Origin of the sequence: Bacillus sp. (in: firmicutes) (genome assembly GCF_031983925.1) — a bacterium.
GTDB classification, from domain to species: Bacteria; Bacillota; Bacilli; order Bacillales; family Bacillaceae_G; genus Bacillus_A; species Bacillus_A pacificus.
In genome coordinates, this window is sequence record NZ_DALYZR010000003.1 from 399,078 (window position 1) to 414,585 (window position 15,508).

At 28.8% G+C, this 15,508-nt stretch carries 13 protein-coding genes and 1 pseudogene; 11 read left to right on the forward strand and 3 right to left on the reverse strand.

Translation table 11 applies throughout. The features are described from left to right. Window positions 1-206 precede the first annotated feature (206 nt). Window positions 207-1,199, forward strand: a complete 993-nt coding sequence (locus RTP99_RS13555) for a DUF4046 domain-containing protein (protein ID WP_000907090.1) — start codon at window positions 207-209, stop codon at window positions 1,197-1,199. 184 nt (window positions 1,200-1,383) lie between these two features. Next, the gene (locus RTP99_RS13560) at window positions 1,384-2,253 is read left to right on the forward strand and encodes an ISNCY family transposase (RefSeq protein WP_001996263.1); all 870 of its coding nucleotides are present in this window, start codon (window positions 1,384-1,386) and stop codon (window positions 2,251-2,253) included. Between the two features lie 166 nt (window positions 2,254-2,419). Here the strand turns inward: RTP99_RS13560 and RTP99_RS13565 are convergent, their stop codons facing one another. Further along, window positions 2,420-2,602 carry a hypothetical protein gene (locus tag RTP99_RS13565; RefSeq protein WP_000762778.1) on the reverse strand — a complete coding sequence of 61 codons (183 nt, stop codon included), beginning with the start codon at window positions 2,600-2,602 and terminating at the stop codon, window positions 2,420-2,422. A 237-nt stretch (window positions 2,603-2,839) separates the two neighbouring features. Here RTP99_RS13565 and RTP99_RS13570 point away from each other — a divergent pair, with 237 nt between their 5' ends. Further along, window positions 2,840-5,023 (forward strand): peptidase domain-containing ABC transporter, encoded by a 2,184-nt coding sequence (locus RTP99_RS13570; RefSeq protein ID WP_003291015.1) that lies wholly within the window; start codon window positions 2,840-2,842, stop codon window positions 5,021-5,023. A gap of 33 nt (window positions 5,024-5,056) precedes the next feature. Continuing rightward, window positions 5,057-5,803 carry an HlyD family efflux transporter periplasmic adaptor subunit gene (locus RTP99_RS13575; protein ID WP_001034071.1) on the forward strand — a complete coding sequence of 249 codons (747 nt, stop codon included), beginning with the start codon at window positions 5,057-5,059 and terminating at the stop codon, window positions 5,801-5,803. A 234-nt stretch (window positions 5,804-6,037) separates the two neighbouring features. Here the strand turns inward: RTP99_RS13575 and RTP99_RS13580 are convergent. Beyond that, window positions 6,038-6,692, reverse strand: a pseudogene (locus RTP99_RS13580) (IS6 family transposase). 330 nt (window positions 6,693-7,022) lie between these two features. On the opposite strand from RTP99_RS13580, the gene RTP99_RS13585 reads away from it, so the two are divergent. Then, on the forward strand, window positions 7,023-7,187 hold the full coding sequence (locus RTP99_RS13585; RefSeq protein ID WP_001113126.1) for a hypothetical protein: 165 nt from the start codon (window positions 7,023-7,025) through the stop codon (window positions 7,185-7,187). Window positions 7,188-7,820: 633 nt separating this feature from the next. Here the strand turns inward: RTP99_RS13585 and RTP99_RS27860 are convergent. Continuing rightward, on the reverse strand, window positions 7,821-7,985 hold the full coding sequence (locus RTP99_RS27860; protein WP_080335331.1) for a transposase: 165 nt from the start codon (window positions 7,983-7,985) through the stop codon (window positions 7,821-7,823). Between the two features lie 750 nt (window positions 7,986-8,735). Between RTP99_RS27860 and RTP99_RS13590 the strand changes: the two genes are divergently transcribed. The 6 genes from RTP99_RS13590 (at window position 8,736) to RTP99_RS13615 (ending at window position 15,508) form a co-directional block, all read left to right on the forward strand. Then, window positions 8,736-9,230 carry a hypothetical protein gene (locus RTP99_RS13590; protein ID WP_000284465.1) on the forward strand — a complete coding sequence of 165 codons (495 nt, stop codon included), beginning with the start codon at window positions 8,736-8,738 and terminating at the stop codon, window positions 9,228-9,230. Window positions 9,231-9,801: 571 nt separating this feature from the next. Beyond that, the gene (locus RTP99_RS13595; protein ID WP_000900171.1) at window positions 9,802-10,638 is read left to right on the forward strand and encodes a hypothetical protein; all 837 of its coding nucleotides are present in this window, start codon (window positions 9,802-9,804) and stop codon (window positions 10,636-10,638) included. Between the two features lie 327 nt (window positions 10,639-10,965). After that, a complete protein-coding gene (locus RTP99_RS13600; RefSeq protein ID WP_001026986.1) occupies window positions 10,966-12,285 on the forward strand; it encodes a hypothetical protein in 1,320 nt (439 codons plus the stop codon). Window positions 12,286-12,307: 22 nt separating this feature from the next. After that, the gene (locus RTP99_RS13605; RefSeq protein WP_000479525.1) at window positions 12,308-12,955 is read left to right on the forward strand and encodes a hypothetical protein; all 648 of its coding nucleotides are present in this window, start codon (window positions 12,308-12,310) and stop codon (window positions 12,953-12,955) included. Continuing rightward, complete coding sequence (locus RTP99_RS13610; protein ID WP_000924691.1) at window positions 12,924-14,048, forward strand: hypothetical protein; 1,125 nt, start codon at window positions 12,924-12,926, stop codon at window positions 14,046-14,048. Before RTP99_RS13605 ends, RTP99_RS13610 begins: the two co-directional genes overlap by 32 nt. A 158-nt stretch (window positions 14,049-14,206) precedes the next feature. Next, the gene (locus RTP99_RS13615; protein ID WP_000484935.1) at window positions 14,207-15,508 is read left to right on the forward strand and encodes a TniQ family protein; all 1,302 of its coding nucleotides are present in this window, start codon (window positions 14,207-14,209) and stop codon (window positions 15,506-15,508) included.

The following is a 15,508-nucleotide window of genomic DNA, read 5'->3' on the forward strand; positions in this document are numbered from 1 at the left end:
TTTATATACTCAGATAAAATTATACTATTTTAGTATAACTGAAGAATTAGAAATTTAAAATAAATATTTACTGGAATAATTATTTGACATTATATAAAATACTAAATAATTTCATTTTATATGATATTATTATAATTAACACTATTCGTAAGTTATTGGAATCATTTAAGAAATGAACATCATAATATTTTTTAGGGGGGCAGAAATTGTTGATACAAGCAGTTGCTATAGAGGATATCTATCAAGAAATATTAGATGGAAAAAAAAGTAGGTTCCCTGCAAATACATGGAAAGAAGACAAAGATAATGAATTAGCTCGAAGAGTGACTCGATATTTAATTGAAATAATTTTAAAATGGGAAGAAGAAGACATCAAGCGAAAATGGAATACTCCATTGATTGTAAAATATAGATTACGAGGTCTACTTAAACATAGGTATAATAATAGCCCATATAAAATGATAGATGATGTATACCCGAATCGTTTTAAAGAGTGGGAATTTGGAATGACACCTTTAAACTTTTGGAATAAAGAAAAGGCATTAGAAATATTAAGATGGATTATTGAACAACAGGAACAATTATCGGATGAAGATTTATTAAAAATTTATAATAAAAAATGGATAGAAAAAAATAAACTTGCTGCACCTTTAATGATGTATTGGAATGGAAGTCCATATGCGATGATAAATGATTTATATCCCAATCGTTTTAAAGAATGGGAATTAACAATGACACCTAATAAATTCTGGACTAAAGAAAAAGCATTAGAAGTATTAAAATGGACTATCGAGGAAAAAGAAAGTTTGTCTATTGAAGAATTGTTGGAATCTTATAATATAAGATGGTTAAATGAAAATAATTTAGCGTCAGCATGTCAAATATTCTGGAATAATAGTCCATATGCAATGATAAATGATTTATATCCCAATCGTTTTAAAGAATGGGAATTCAAGGTAACGCCAGCTCGTTTTTGGACTAAACAAAGAGGTTTAGAAGCACTAAGGTGGACTATTGAAGAAAAAGAAAAATTGACAGTGGAACAATTATTAAGTGTTTATAGTCAAAAATGGTTAATAAAGCAAAAATTGTGGACGCCACTAAAGAACTACTGGAATGGAAGTCCATATGCAATGATAAATGATTTATATCCCAATCGCTTCGAAAGAAACATGCTAAAAGGCTATAATGAGAAATAAACCTTTTTGAAAGTAAATAAGTAGTTTATAAATATAAAGATATATTTATAAACATTTTAATTGTGATAACCTGGAGGTTGTTGCAAAACTCATAAATATCCAAAAATGAATGCATAAAAAAATCCGTTTTCCTGGAAGAATGATAGTAAGCCAAACTATCCCCAGAAAGGACGGATTTACTAGTATGATAACCAAATTTGATGAGAATCAATCCATTTTACAGATTTTATTTGCATACGTAGACAGTTTAACTATTGGAGGCGTTCCGCCTGTGACAGGTCGCCCACCAATCTGTAGAAAAGCTTTACTGAAATGTTTTTTCTTGAAAACTGTATTTCAAATTGACTCTTTACGCAAATTAACACGTTTCTTGCATCAATATCCTTCATTCCGTGTATCTTGTGGTTTATATTTCGTTCCTCACGTTTCTACTTTTTCACGTGTAGGTACTTGGTTTCGTGAAAAGGGTATTCCAATCATTCATGAAAAGGTTCTTCAGGAACTAAATTTAGAGCTGATTCCTTGTGTATTAATCGATAGTACTGCCTTACGGAGTAGTTTATATGATTCACAAGCGAAATGGGGAAAATCTACCCGTTATGGTTGGTATAAAGGATATAAGGCTCATGTTTGTTCAACACCAGAAGGTGTTGTGTTGTCTTACGCGTTTACAACAGCGAACGTCCATGATAGCAAAATGGCTCCTGTATTGCTTCAGGATATACAAGACCAAAATGTGTTATTTTCCGTTGCAGATGCTGCTTATGATAGTCAACGCATTTATGAAATTGCGCGAACATGTAACGTCTTTGCCATGAATCCAATCAATCCGAGGAATGGTGAACAAAATAAGAGTACACATCGCCGTGTATTATCTCATTTTATACAAACCATCCTTGGCAAACAATTGATGAAAGAACGTGGGAAAATTGAACAACAGTTTAGTAAACTCAAAGATAAAGGGCTGGAACAGCCACGCTGGTATGGTCAAAATCGCTATCTATTGCATGTTCAGCTAGTTTTTCTAATTCATAACATTGCATATTTATTTTAGTTTTGCAACACCATCAACCTGAAATTAATTTTTCATGAAACTAGTATCTTTTTTACTTGTTACAAGTATCTCTTAAGAAAGGAAAATCTACCTTAAGAGCTTTATTAAAATTATAAAAAATCCCTATTAAATTTTTAATAGGGATTTTTTATATAAAAACTTTTAATTACATTCTACGTCCAGGTTGTCCATACTTATAGCTTGCTTCAATTTCTGGACCTCCAGATTTTGGGTATTCAGTGAAGAACCACACGCCAGCTCTGAAAATCCATTTTCCAGCTCCGCCACCTTCAATTTCTGTAACCTCTTTTGTGTTTAATGCTTCTAATTTTGTTGTGTCTAGTTTCATTATAATCGCTCCAATCGCAAATGTTATATATGATAATATATTATTTATTACCATATACAATATTATACAATATTATATGTATCTGTCTATAACTTTTTTGAATTATCTCAAAAGAAATTATTCTTTTAATATACTGTTATTTATCGTTAATTTAATTTAAAATGTTAATATACTGAAAAGTAGATTCTTTTTTAGTTTGAAAGATTTAAATTATTACTTAAGAAAGAAGGAAAAAAATTGAGAGGAAAATTAAAATTTATAGCGCAAAATGATTTACAGGATTGTGGCCCTGCATGTTTAGCGATGATATCCAAATATTATGGACTTTCTATATCTATTTCAAAAATTCGTGAGATAGCTGGGACAGATTTAAATGGTACAAATATACAGGGGTTATTAGAAGCTGGGGAGAAATTGAAATTTGAAGTAAAAGGTGTCAGGGCTACTGATTCAGATGCGTTGAAAGAAATTCCGCTACCAGCCATTGCACATGTAGTGATGAATGACGGATTATTACATTATGTAGTCATTTATAAAGTAAAGAAAAATAAAATTTATGTGGCTGATCCAGGAAAAGGTCTTGTAAGTTATACATTTGAAGATTTTTGTAAGATTTGGACAAATATTTTGGTATTAATGATGCCTAGACAAGACTTTAAAAAGGAGAATATGACTCAAGGAACAATTTCACAGTTTATGGCATTATTAAAACCACAGGTCAACTTATTATTGCCAATGTTTATTGCATCAATATTTTTTAATATATTTGGTTTTGCTGGTGCTTTCTATTTTAAATTTTTAATTGATGATATTGTTACGGATCAGTTGTTACAGACGCTACATTTTGTATCTATTGGGGTTATTGTGCTCTATATTTTTAAAATATTGCTTTCTTATTTTAGGACACATTTAATTTTATATTTAAGCAGACGAATCGATATTCAATTGATGCTTGGATATTATCGTCATGTAGTAGGGCTACCTATGAATTTTTTTGAAACAAGAAAAGTTGGGGAAATTATTTCTAGATTTATGGATGCCAGCAAAATACGTGAAGCATTGTCTACAATAACTGTTACATTGATGATTGATACTGTAATGGTCATGTTAGGAGCAATTTTATTATATTCACATAGTCCGATTCTGTTTGGAGTGACATTGTTACTTGTTCCTTTTTATGTATTGATTATCTTTCTATTTCATAAACCATATCAAAATATTAATAGAGAAGAAATGGAAAGTAATGCAAAATTAACATCGTATTTAGTGGAATCATTGAATGGGATTGCTACCGTAAAGTCTTATAATGCAGAAAAAGAGGTTTTTTTCCAAACAGAAGGTCGTTTTATTAATTTAATGCGACATGTATTTAAGAGAGGTGTATTATCGAATTTACAAGGCTCTCTTAAATTAGGCATTGAATTAATTGGAGGAACCGTTATTCTTTGGGTCGGAGCTATACAGGTTTTACATGGTAATATGACAATTGGTGAGTTAATTACATATAATGCACTTCTGGCTTATTTTTTAAATCCTATTGAGAATTTAATTGGAATACAACCTACAATGCAATCTGCATTAGTTGCTGGGGAAAGATTAAATGAAATTTTAGAATTAGAAGCAGAAAAAGGTGATAAGGAATACAATAAAGTATCCCCTAAGAGATTGTCTGGACAGATAGAATGTTCTAATGTTTCTTTCCGATACGGCACACGTAAAAATGTTTTAAACAATATAAGTTTTTCTATCGAGCCAGGAGATCAAATTGCCTTTGTTGGAGAAAGTGGATCAGGGAAAACTACGATTTCAAAACTTTTAATGAACTATTATGAACCACAAGAAGGTAATATCTATTATGACGATTATCATATTAAGGAAATTAATCGAAGTGCCTTAAGAAACCGAATTGCATATGTTTCTCAAGAATCATTTTTCTTTAGTGCTTCTATTTTTGACAATTTAAAATTTGGCCTAGAAAGTGAAGTTACATTGAAGGAAGTAATACAAGCTTGTAAACAAGCTGCTGCTCATGAATTTATTAGTGATTTGCCATTACGTTATGAAACTTTTTTAGAGGAAAATGCATCGAATTTGTCAGGTGGACAAAGACAACGGTTAGCTATTGCAAGAGCGCTTTTAAAGAAACCAGATATTTTAATTTTGGATGAAGCAACAAGTAATTTAGATTCATCGACTGAGAAGCGTATTACAGATATGTTAAAAGAATTGGGAAAGCAAGGTATAACAATTATTATGATTGCACATAGATTAAGTACAATAAAGCATGCTAATAAGATTTTTGTAATGGAAAAAGGAAACATTTTAGAGCAAGGCTCACATGAAGAATTATTATTCCGGAAATCTGAATATTATCGTCTTTGGAAGAATCAAACTGTGCATGTAGAGCATATAGGTATATAGAAAAATAATCATATAAAATGTGGGGAAATCAACATGAACAAAATTTATTCCTTTAAAGAGTTAACGGATAGCATAGAGTTGTTAGAGAAGAAGCCGCCTCGCTTTATTACTTGGTTGCTTGGCTTTCTTTTATTGTTTTTTTTAGGAGTTTTAATTTGGATATATTTAGGTAGAATGGAGATAGTTAGTAAAGGAACGGCAATTGTACAGGGGGAATCAGATATAGGTATAGTTCGAGCGCAAAGTATAGGTATCGTAGATGAAATGTTCGTTCATACGGGGGATAAGGTGAAGAAGGGAGAAGCTTTAATGCAAGTTATAGAGAAACAAGGTGAAGAAGGAGAAATGAACCATCAAAATAAAAAAATAACTTTAAAAGCTCCCCAAGACGGTATCGTACAATTACATAAAATATTTAACAATGGAGATTTGATTGAGTATGGACAAGAAGTGGTCTCTATTATTCCAAAAGAAGCCAAAAAAAAGATAAAAATATTAATACATCCTCAAGAAATAGCCGGTATTAAAGAAGGAGATACGGTAAATTACTCCTTTAGATTAAAAAATTCCACTAAGCAAGTAGGGAAAATAACATACAAATCATCATATCCTATTTTTGATAAGGAAATGAAAGACTATGTGTATGAATTAGAAGCAAACATAGATTCAAAAGAGTTGCAACAAGTATATATAGGTATGACAGGTAAAGCATCTATAGTAGTAGGAGAAGAATCAATATGGAACTTTGTATTAAAAAAATTAGATTTTATATCTAATTAGTAGTGCAAACAATATGAATAGAGTAATAACAGGCATTGATGATAGTGGAAAAATAGAAGTGAATTTAGTATATGAATATCTATAATTTTTATTTTGAGTATTTCGTTTGTATGTGGATTTGTTCTTTCTCCTTAGGGTGACCTTTTAGAGAAGAATTGGAAAATATCTTTTTAGAAATAGCTCTGTTGCAAAGCTAATTAGTGGTTGGGGAATTCGTTAAATTATATTTAAATGTTATGCAATTTTTGGTGATTGAAATAATTCATTGTAAATGAAAACGCAGTTTGGTTGTAAACTGCGTTTTCGTTTATATATAGCATGAAATGTTTCGATTTCTTTCAAGGTACGCGAAGGGTAGTGAAGACCTTGAAATCCTGTAGATTTGGTAAAGTGGCCTTTGACATGTCTATGGTTTGGTTCTATAAAATTATTCAAATGCTTGATTGTACAATGTGTTGTATGTTTATAAATGATGTGTTCTTTTAATTTTTTGAATGCAAAAAGTAATATTGGTAGTTTATCTGTTGTTAGGAACATTTGTTCTCTAGATATTTTTACTAGCCTTTTCATAAAGATATATGTAGCCTCATGATCCCATTTTTACGAAGTTAAATAATCCAATGTGTACCCTTCTCTATCAATTGTACGGTATAGGTAACGCCATTCTTTTTTAATTTTTATATAGGTTGCATCCCAAGTGTCAAGATAGTTTTAAGCTTTAATTTTTCCTCTTTCAAATTTGATAGATTAGGTGATTATATTTATGGATTTAGCGCAGGGTAGTTGTAAAATGAACTGAAATACTACGCTCCTTCAACATTTCAGAGGTATCAAGAAAGCTTAAAGAAAAGCGACAATAGTACAGGAAGGGCAGCTGCCAAAATAATATCTTTTTTACATTATTTTTCTTTAAAACATCCCATTTAGGATTCTCCTCACCCAATTTTGCAGAAGTTTAGCCTAGTTGTTAAAGCTTTTTAACAGAACTGAATTTCTTGATTCCTCTTACAGCAAGGCAACAATCTGGGATGTATTGTTGCCTTGCTATTGTGAATTTAATCATGTAATGTCTTCATTGGATTTTTTTAATTCTTTTAGAAAATCAATAACCTCTGGAACGTGTTCTTTTGTTAAAATGTCATTTAGTTTTTATTGGGGAATTCTCATTATATTTAAATTAATATATAATGAACCTAATCAAACACTGGGAGTGGGTAAAATGCCAGATATGATACGAATCATTCTTTTCATCCTTGTAGCAATTAGTGCTATTTTTTCCTTAATAAAAGAATTTAAAAAAACAGAAAAAAAAGTATTTTGGATTTTAATTGAATGCTTAATTCTTTTCTGGATGATTTGGCTAATATCAAGTATCTTAATTTGATTTGCAGATTATAAGTTTATTAATTGTATTAAATCAGATAGTTGAAAAAAAGTGGATAATTATTTTCTTAGGTACCTTTGCATTGGATTTTTTTGCAAAAAGCAGTTAGTTTCTACTAGCTGCTTTTTCTTTTGTCATAGGTTCCCACAACACATTTATCAATTTAAGAAAACAAGCCTATCCCAAAAAGAAAAAATTAAATTTAATTATCATGAATAAATGTGGTTATGGGCGTATTTCGAAATCTTAGAGAGAATAAAAAAAGTACGATAACATCGCCATAAAGCTAACGGAAACATAATATATTAAAAGTTAAATTGTAACAATTCGAGAAAAAGATATATATGGAAAAATGACATACCAAATGAACCTTACGGGCTAAGTTTTTTAAAACTATATTATTTTGATAAATGTTGTACGTATGCAATACCTAAGGTATCAAATATCATTTTCTTCCGATATCGATACGACTTCTATCCATTTTATCAAGCAGGCGAAATAAACGAAGAATGTTGTTAATTTTTTGATTGCTCCTGTATTTGTTTATATGGTAATGAAAGGTAAATGTAAATCATATATATTGCTTTTTGTTCAGTCAATTTTTTGTTTTTTAACGAGTAGTAATTGTCGCATCTAGAATATCACCGCAAAATATAATAAGATCATAATTAATTTCTCGTAGATATGACACTCTAACCGTTCCTTTTTTATATTTAAATTGTGATGAATCTGAAAAAATGATTTCCACGCTTTAAAAAAGATTTTGATTCGCCAACGAAGAGAGTAGAACTCATGAATCGCTACATTAGAAAATTTATATTGAAATCACTATTTATCGATGCGTAGTACAACAATTGCATGATATCCTTTTTTGACTTTGCAAAAATCCCTCAAGAAAAATTTGAATTTAAATGTATCAAAAATTGGGATAATGTAAGAAAAAAGACACCTTTCAGATGCCTTCCCCCAACTTGAACTACGTTCATTTCATATAAATTTAACGTATTATCCCCTTATTATATGTGTAAACACATCCTATAAAATAGAATCATCTATATACAATAAATCGTTAGCGCATAAAATATAAGAAAATTGTGATTGGTATTAGAGTGACGCTATATCCTCTAAAATGATTAATATATTATGCTGTTCGATAGAATCTGCTTTAGAGGGTGTATCCACACTCATTATTTTACCATATTTATTATTTACTAAATTTATATTTGTAAACATTATGCATAATTGCATGATTGAATTAAGGTTTCCTTGCCAATTCTCCGGGAAAATATGCTAATGGACATTTCATAAAAATGGGAAAATAAAACCAATGTAAATAAATTGAGTTTATTAATTTATAATGGTAATTTTTTGAATTTATGGTAAATTCATTTTTGTAACATATTAAAATATTAATTTATAATATAATGGTTCAATAATTTATACTATAATCTATAAATTAAAGGCAATATCAATTTGTAAGTACCAATTTATTACAATATAATTAGTGATAAATAGAAATTAATGATAGAAAATAAAGAAGGAGAAGAGATGTATCAATTAAGGTATAGACATTCAGATAATCAAATTGAATTAGTTACAGAATATGGGGCACGAAAAACTTTAGCTAACTGTATTTCTTCAAAACCTAAAATATCCCCTAAGGGATTAAAAGCTATTTTTTTAGCTCCTTTTGAATGGGAAACAATGTGTAGTTTATATTTAGTGGATTTATACACAGGAAAAAAACAGGAGCTTATAGGTCCGATAGATGAAAAATATATACCCAAAGATGCTGTTTGGATTAGTGAGTCCTTAATTGCTCTTATTATTGGTGATGTATATGAATCAATTATTGATGGAGGTAATGTGTACATTTATGAATTTAAAGATAATCAGTTATGTAAATTAACTAACTGGGATCAACGGAAGCAGGCAGTAAAATTAGAATATATAGACGGTGTTCTATATTTTGAGGGTATTAAGTATATAGAAAATACTACCCTTAAAAGTAAGGAATTTATAGGAATGTTAAACATACTATGATTTGATGCTAGTGCTATATTATTTGGTTTTGAAAAATATGGTAATACATAGTGAATATTAAGGAGAAGTTTTGTACTAAATTAATAGAAATATAACTATGTTTAGATATTTTAAGGGGAAATAAAGTGAAATGGACGTTTTAGTTCGGATAAATACTGTTCTATATAGTGTCCTTTTACATTATGTAATAGATGTTTTAAATAATTAATTAAGATTAAAACGGATGTTGGATAAAAAATAATAATCAAATGATATTGAAAGAGTTGATAGTGGATATTTGAAATATGAGCTCATCAACTTGAAGGATAAAATTTCCTTCAAGTTGGATGTTAGCAAGGAACTCATGCGAAATAAAATTAAAGGAAAATATGCTGTTAAAGCAAATTATGTTAAGTGGGTTAGAAGGGGTTGTATTGATGATACTAACACCTTCCATTTCCTAAATTTAGGGTGAAGATATATTAATAAAGAGTGGGAAATGGTGATGATAATGGATTAATTTATTGTATGTGTAGATACTAGCTATTGGGTTTGTTTAAACTAAAAAATAAAAAAGGGGATTATAAAAATTATGTTAGGAGATACAGCAAGTGTATTGACAATAATAGGATTCACGATTGATATGGTACTGTTAATATTTTCTTTAAGGAAATCTTCTGAGAATCAAAATATATATATTGGAAGTTATAATGATAACCGAATGAGTGTTAAACAATACTTTACGAATCAAGCTGAAGTGATTAAAAGGGATCAAAAAAATAACTTTTGGATAGTATTATTAATCATTTCAACCTGTTTAGCTCTTTCACTCCCGCTTTTTAGTAAACTAAAGATGAATCTATTAATTATATTCTTTATCTGTATGCTAATACATTATGTTCATGTGTATAGATACTTGGTTGTTAATCGTGAATTTGTAAGAAAACCACTTTTAGTTTGCACGCATTTAATACTAGTAATATATTTAATTTTTATTCCAATAATAGTAGGTTCTTTTCCAGAAATTAAGGCGAGCATAAATTTTGATGGTGAATTCAAAGATATGTTGAAACCATTTTTCGACACTAATTCTGAAGAAATGGGAAATGAAATTTTTGAAGCATTTTCCTATAATATAAAACTGGTTATTTCTTCATTTTTTACTTATATTTTATTTTTAATTAAAGAAGGCCACTTAACCAATGTCTTCGCATTGTTTTTACTTCTTTTTATGCTTATGTCTTTATTGTTTCGGAATAGTATATTGAATTATATTTTATATACAAGAATTTTAGTGCTTTTAGTAGCTCTTTTAATGGTATTAGGGAGTGTTTGGATTTTGATACACACTAAGGTTGTCGTTCCAGTTCAAACGTTAGGGTTTGTCTTTATTTTATTATTATTGGCCCATGATGATAAAAGAAAATAACTGAATTTAAAATATATATTTTCTTAGCAAAACTAAAGTATTAGATATTTAGTGCGAATTATTAATAAATGAAATTTATTTAATTTGAACGCATGGGTGGTTTTATATCATAAGGTAAGAGGAAGTAGCTTTTTGAATACCTATCTAACTATAAGGAATATAGAGTGCTCCAAAAGAATTTATTGTGAAATTGTATACCAGACGAATTTCATCGGGGAAATAATTGGGTGTTTTTGGTACAATGGATAGTGAGGCTTATAAAATTATTTAAAGTATTGTAATGATTTTAGATTATTAAATTACAATACATTGGGAGGAAAAGTTGGTATGAATATTAGTGGGATTTTAGAAAGAGTGTTTAATAAGATACCAAAGGAACATGTTGCTAATATAATCACCTTAAAGCGTCCAGGTTGGGAGCCTGAAAAAAAGAATTATAAAAAAAATGAAATTAGAGAGGAATTTTTATCCCTAACAACTCTAATTGAACCTGATGAAGTAGAAGACTTTGTTGAGATGGCAGTAATGACTAAATCAATTGGGTTACCAGCTTATACATATAAAGTTAATCACTTAAATTTTTTAACTGAAGCCGAGTCAGGGATTTCAATTGCAGGTGTACATAATATGCCTTTTCAAGATAAGTATTTAATATCGATTGAGGACATTGAAAATGGGGATTCAATGTTGAAATTAACTGTTAGGTTGAAAGAGTATTCTGATTATTGGAGGAGAGGAGAGCGATGTTTAGATACCCTATCTGCAGTTTATAGAATAAAAATTAGCCTAGATAAAACTGCAAAGGTATTAACAATTTTCTCTGGAAATAACGAGGTACAAAATGTAATTAAAGATTATTTGGGATTTGTACTAAAATGGCCTATTCAAAGTTATAGAATTAGAGAAAGTATAAATCAAATAAACCAAATTGGAAGCGCAAGCTTTAAAACAGCAGTTCTATTAGATTTCATTTTCACTCGTTTACATGAAAAAGGAATTTTTTCACGCTTCAAAGAAATAAAATTTAATACAAAAAATAAAAAACACACAACAGATGGTATACGTAATATCACTATAAACGGTCGGAATTTATTATCTTCTCAGCTAGCATGTCAGTATATCACTTTAGGGAGCGATATTTTATCATTTAAAGTTGACATGACATATAATGATGTAGATTTTACAACTCTATTTTCTTTAAAAGGAAAAGAAGAAGATATATTAAAAATTGTTGTAATTGATAGTGATGATGATATATTTAAACAACAAGTTATAGACATTATTCAGTCAGAGTATATAGAATTATGTAGTACTGGTCTAAAAAATGTTCAAGGAACTTCAGATTTATTGAAACAAATTTATGAAAAGTTTATAAACGGGGATAAACTAATTAATGAAGTAATTCAAAATAGCTCATTAAAAATCATTAAATCTATTGCTGGAAATCTAGAAAAATGGGATTTAGATGATGAAAATAATCTAGAGATGCTTTATAGTTTTTATGAAGAAAACAAAATTATTTTAGATTCAGTGGGTTATGATGATTCTAATGAAGATATATTAAAAATTAAAAAGTATATTGGTTATGATGAAGAAGAAAAGGAACAAGAGCTTTCTGAAGATGAAGAAATAGCGATAGTTGAATAATAAAAAATAGAGGAGTGATAGAATGTTTTTAATGGAAAAAGATTGTATATTATATAGGGTAAATAGTGACTTTCAAATAGATAAATTACATTCTATTACTCCAAAAAGAATTACTTACGATAAATATGATATTTCTTACATGAATGATCAAATTATAAAAATTTCATACAAATGGTTAGACCCTATTAAGGTTCAAGATAAAATAATCTCGCGGGAACCTAAAAGTGTTTTTCTGTTATATTTTGTACAAAGAAAAATTCTTTGTTGCTTCGGAAGTTCAGAGAGTCAAATAGGGTTTGTCATAAGTAAATTAGAAAAAAAAATATCGATGCATTTGGAAAAAATAAATTTGTTTGATATATGTAGGGATAAATTTATTAATGAAGATAGTTGGGGATTTGATTTAGTAAACATTTATTTGTTACAAAAAAAACCAATTTCTTTCGATGATTATGAAAATACACAAGTGAAGAAAATAAAAATCAATGATATAGGTTCTGAAGAGTTGAGAGAGCATCTTATAAATGGAGAAGTAACTAGTTTTACTTATTATTTTAATGAATGGAAAACATATTTTTATTTGGATAGTGAATCTGTAGTATCATTTCCTGATGTAGTAAAAGAAGAGGTTGTTTATAATGTTATTGAAAGCCTTAGTGATATTGTTTAAGGAATGGAAGATGTGGATTTTTTTCTTAATCCCATTTGTTTTAGTATTTTTCTTAGATTTAGGTAATGCTTATAATGATAAGAGTTATAATGATTATAAAGATCTTACAAATTTATTGAGTTGGTTATTTACAGGCATAATGTCATTAGTATCCTTCTCAGCTTTATTTATTGCGTTTACTTTTGAAAATAAACTAGTGACAGCTTCTAAAAGTTTAAAAAGAATTTTAAAGCCATACTCCTTAAATAAAGGAGATTTAAGAAATACATTAATTAACTATGAGAATAATTTGTCAAAAGATCATTTTTTAAGTGTGCTGTATTACGTATATTTAATTATTACCTTTTTTTCTATATTGGTTTGGGGAACAACACTAAAGTTTTATAGAGGCTTTAATTATTCAGAGGGATTTAAATTATCTATAGGTAACTTTTTGAAGATTGGTAGTGGGGCTTTCTTTGTTATAGTGTGTCTATCATTAATGTTAATTTCCATTGCATTAAAGTTAATTAGGATGAATAAGGATCCTTTAGGAAAAGGATATTTACCTCAAATAGATAAAATTTGTGACGTAGATTATTTAGTTGGGAATAAAGCTGATATTATGGAATTTTTCTCTTTAAATTTTCCAATTTTGGAGGTTTATAAAAACCCTGCTTCCAGCATTGTTGAACATGAGGTAACATTTACTTTACCTATAACAGTTTCTAATTTTCGATTTGTGATAAAGTTATATCAAAGTGAAGATAGAAAGGGAATTCTAACTTGTTTTGGGAATTTAGCAAATCAAATGGATAAAACAGAGGTTGGAGAATCCTACACATGTATAGTCACTAATAAATTAAAAGAGGAGATATATCATACAATAAATGAAAAAGATTGTTATGGAATATTAAAGATATATGATAAAGAAAAAAATGTGGTAGCTAAATATACACTGAAGAAACGAGTAGAAACGGAATTTAATTTTCACTTTGAAATGGATAAAAAACTATTAGCTAATTTTGATGGTAGCAAAGATCGAGACTATGGATTAATTGAGAGTATACAATGTCATAATGGAAAATTAGTAAATTACCAGTTAGAGATGTAATTTAAAGAGTAACATATAAAATATTAAGGATAAGAAGTTGAATTAAAGAGAAGCACTCTGACGAGTGCTTTTTCTTTTTTAATCGTGGGATTATGATTTTTAGTAGCTTATGATAAAATATTCTTAAAATTAGTATTTTTTGATAGAGGAGTGATTGATTGTTTCAAGACTTAACAAGAAGTCGGTTATACGGTCTATGTCCTAAAGGAATAAATACTCCATTTGTAGAATCTTTATTGAGCTATCTTATTAGATTAGCGGAAGTGCATGCTGTTCATTTAGGAGATTTATTAGCTTACGAAATAGCACCAATATTGGAGAAACAGTATTTGTTAAATAGTATCGAGAGAGGGGGAAATCGTTTTTATGATGGGGCTAGGACAATTAATGGTATTGGAAAGAATGCCGAAGATATGATAACTACTTTGGAATATCTTACAAGTATAAAAAAATTAGAGAAGTTGACTCTTTCAAAATTTAAAGAAGTGTTCATTGTTAGAAATTTAATAAGAAAAAGTTTAGCTTGGTGTCCTAAATGTTTGAATGAACTAATGGAGAAGGGATTGTTGTATTACCCATTAATTTGGTCTCTTACGACTTATAATGTATGTATAAATCATAAAATTTATTTAGAAGAAACATGTCCTACTTGTAATAAGGTAATTCCATTCTTGCATAGAAAGAGCAGAATTGGTATATGTCCGTATTGCCAATCGCACCTTTTTAATTCACTTAATACTCTTCAATTTACAGACCACAAAGATTATTATACTTCCCGAAATGTAGAAATTTTATTTAGAGAAAATAGCTTTAGTATTCATACATTATATAAAAATTTGTTTTTAATTCTTCAAAGCGGCTTTAATGGAAATGTGAAGCAATTTGCGACTTATATAGGTGTGCCTAAAACAACAGCATGGGGATGGCTAAATAAAAGCACTATCCCACCGCTAAATAAGATTCTAGATATTGCTTATATTTTCAATATTCCAATACAAACATTGTATAAAGAGTGTGAAAAAATCAAGATAACACCTGATGTATTAGTTAATGATATCAATGAAAAAACAGAAAAAAGAGATAGATGCACATTAAGTAATGAAAAAATTATTACTTATTTGAATGAAATAAGTAAGGAACAAGATGATGTGAAGACAATAATTGATATTGCTATAGATTTAAAATGTAGCACAAAGTTTCTTTATACTAATTTTCCGGAGGAGTGTAAGAAAATCTCAGAACGTAATCATCAAATACAAGCTGAAAAAAGATCTCTTTATATGTCCAATTTAAAAGAGCAGATACAAGAAGTCTGTTATAACTACTTTTTACAAGATGTTTTTCCTACTAGAAAATTATTAGAGCAGGAGTTAAAATTACCGTTTCTTTTTAAAAATCGCCAGTTGAAAGAGTACTTCTATCAAGTTCGTTTAGAATTAGAAAAACAATTTAATATTTGA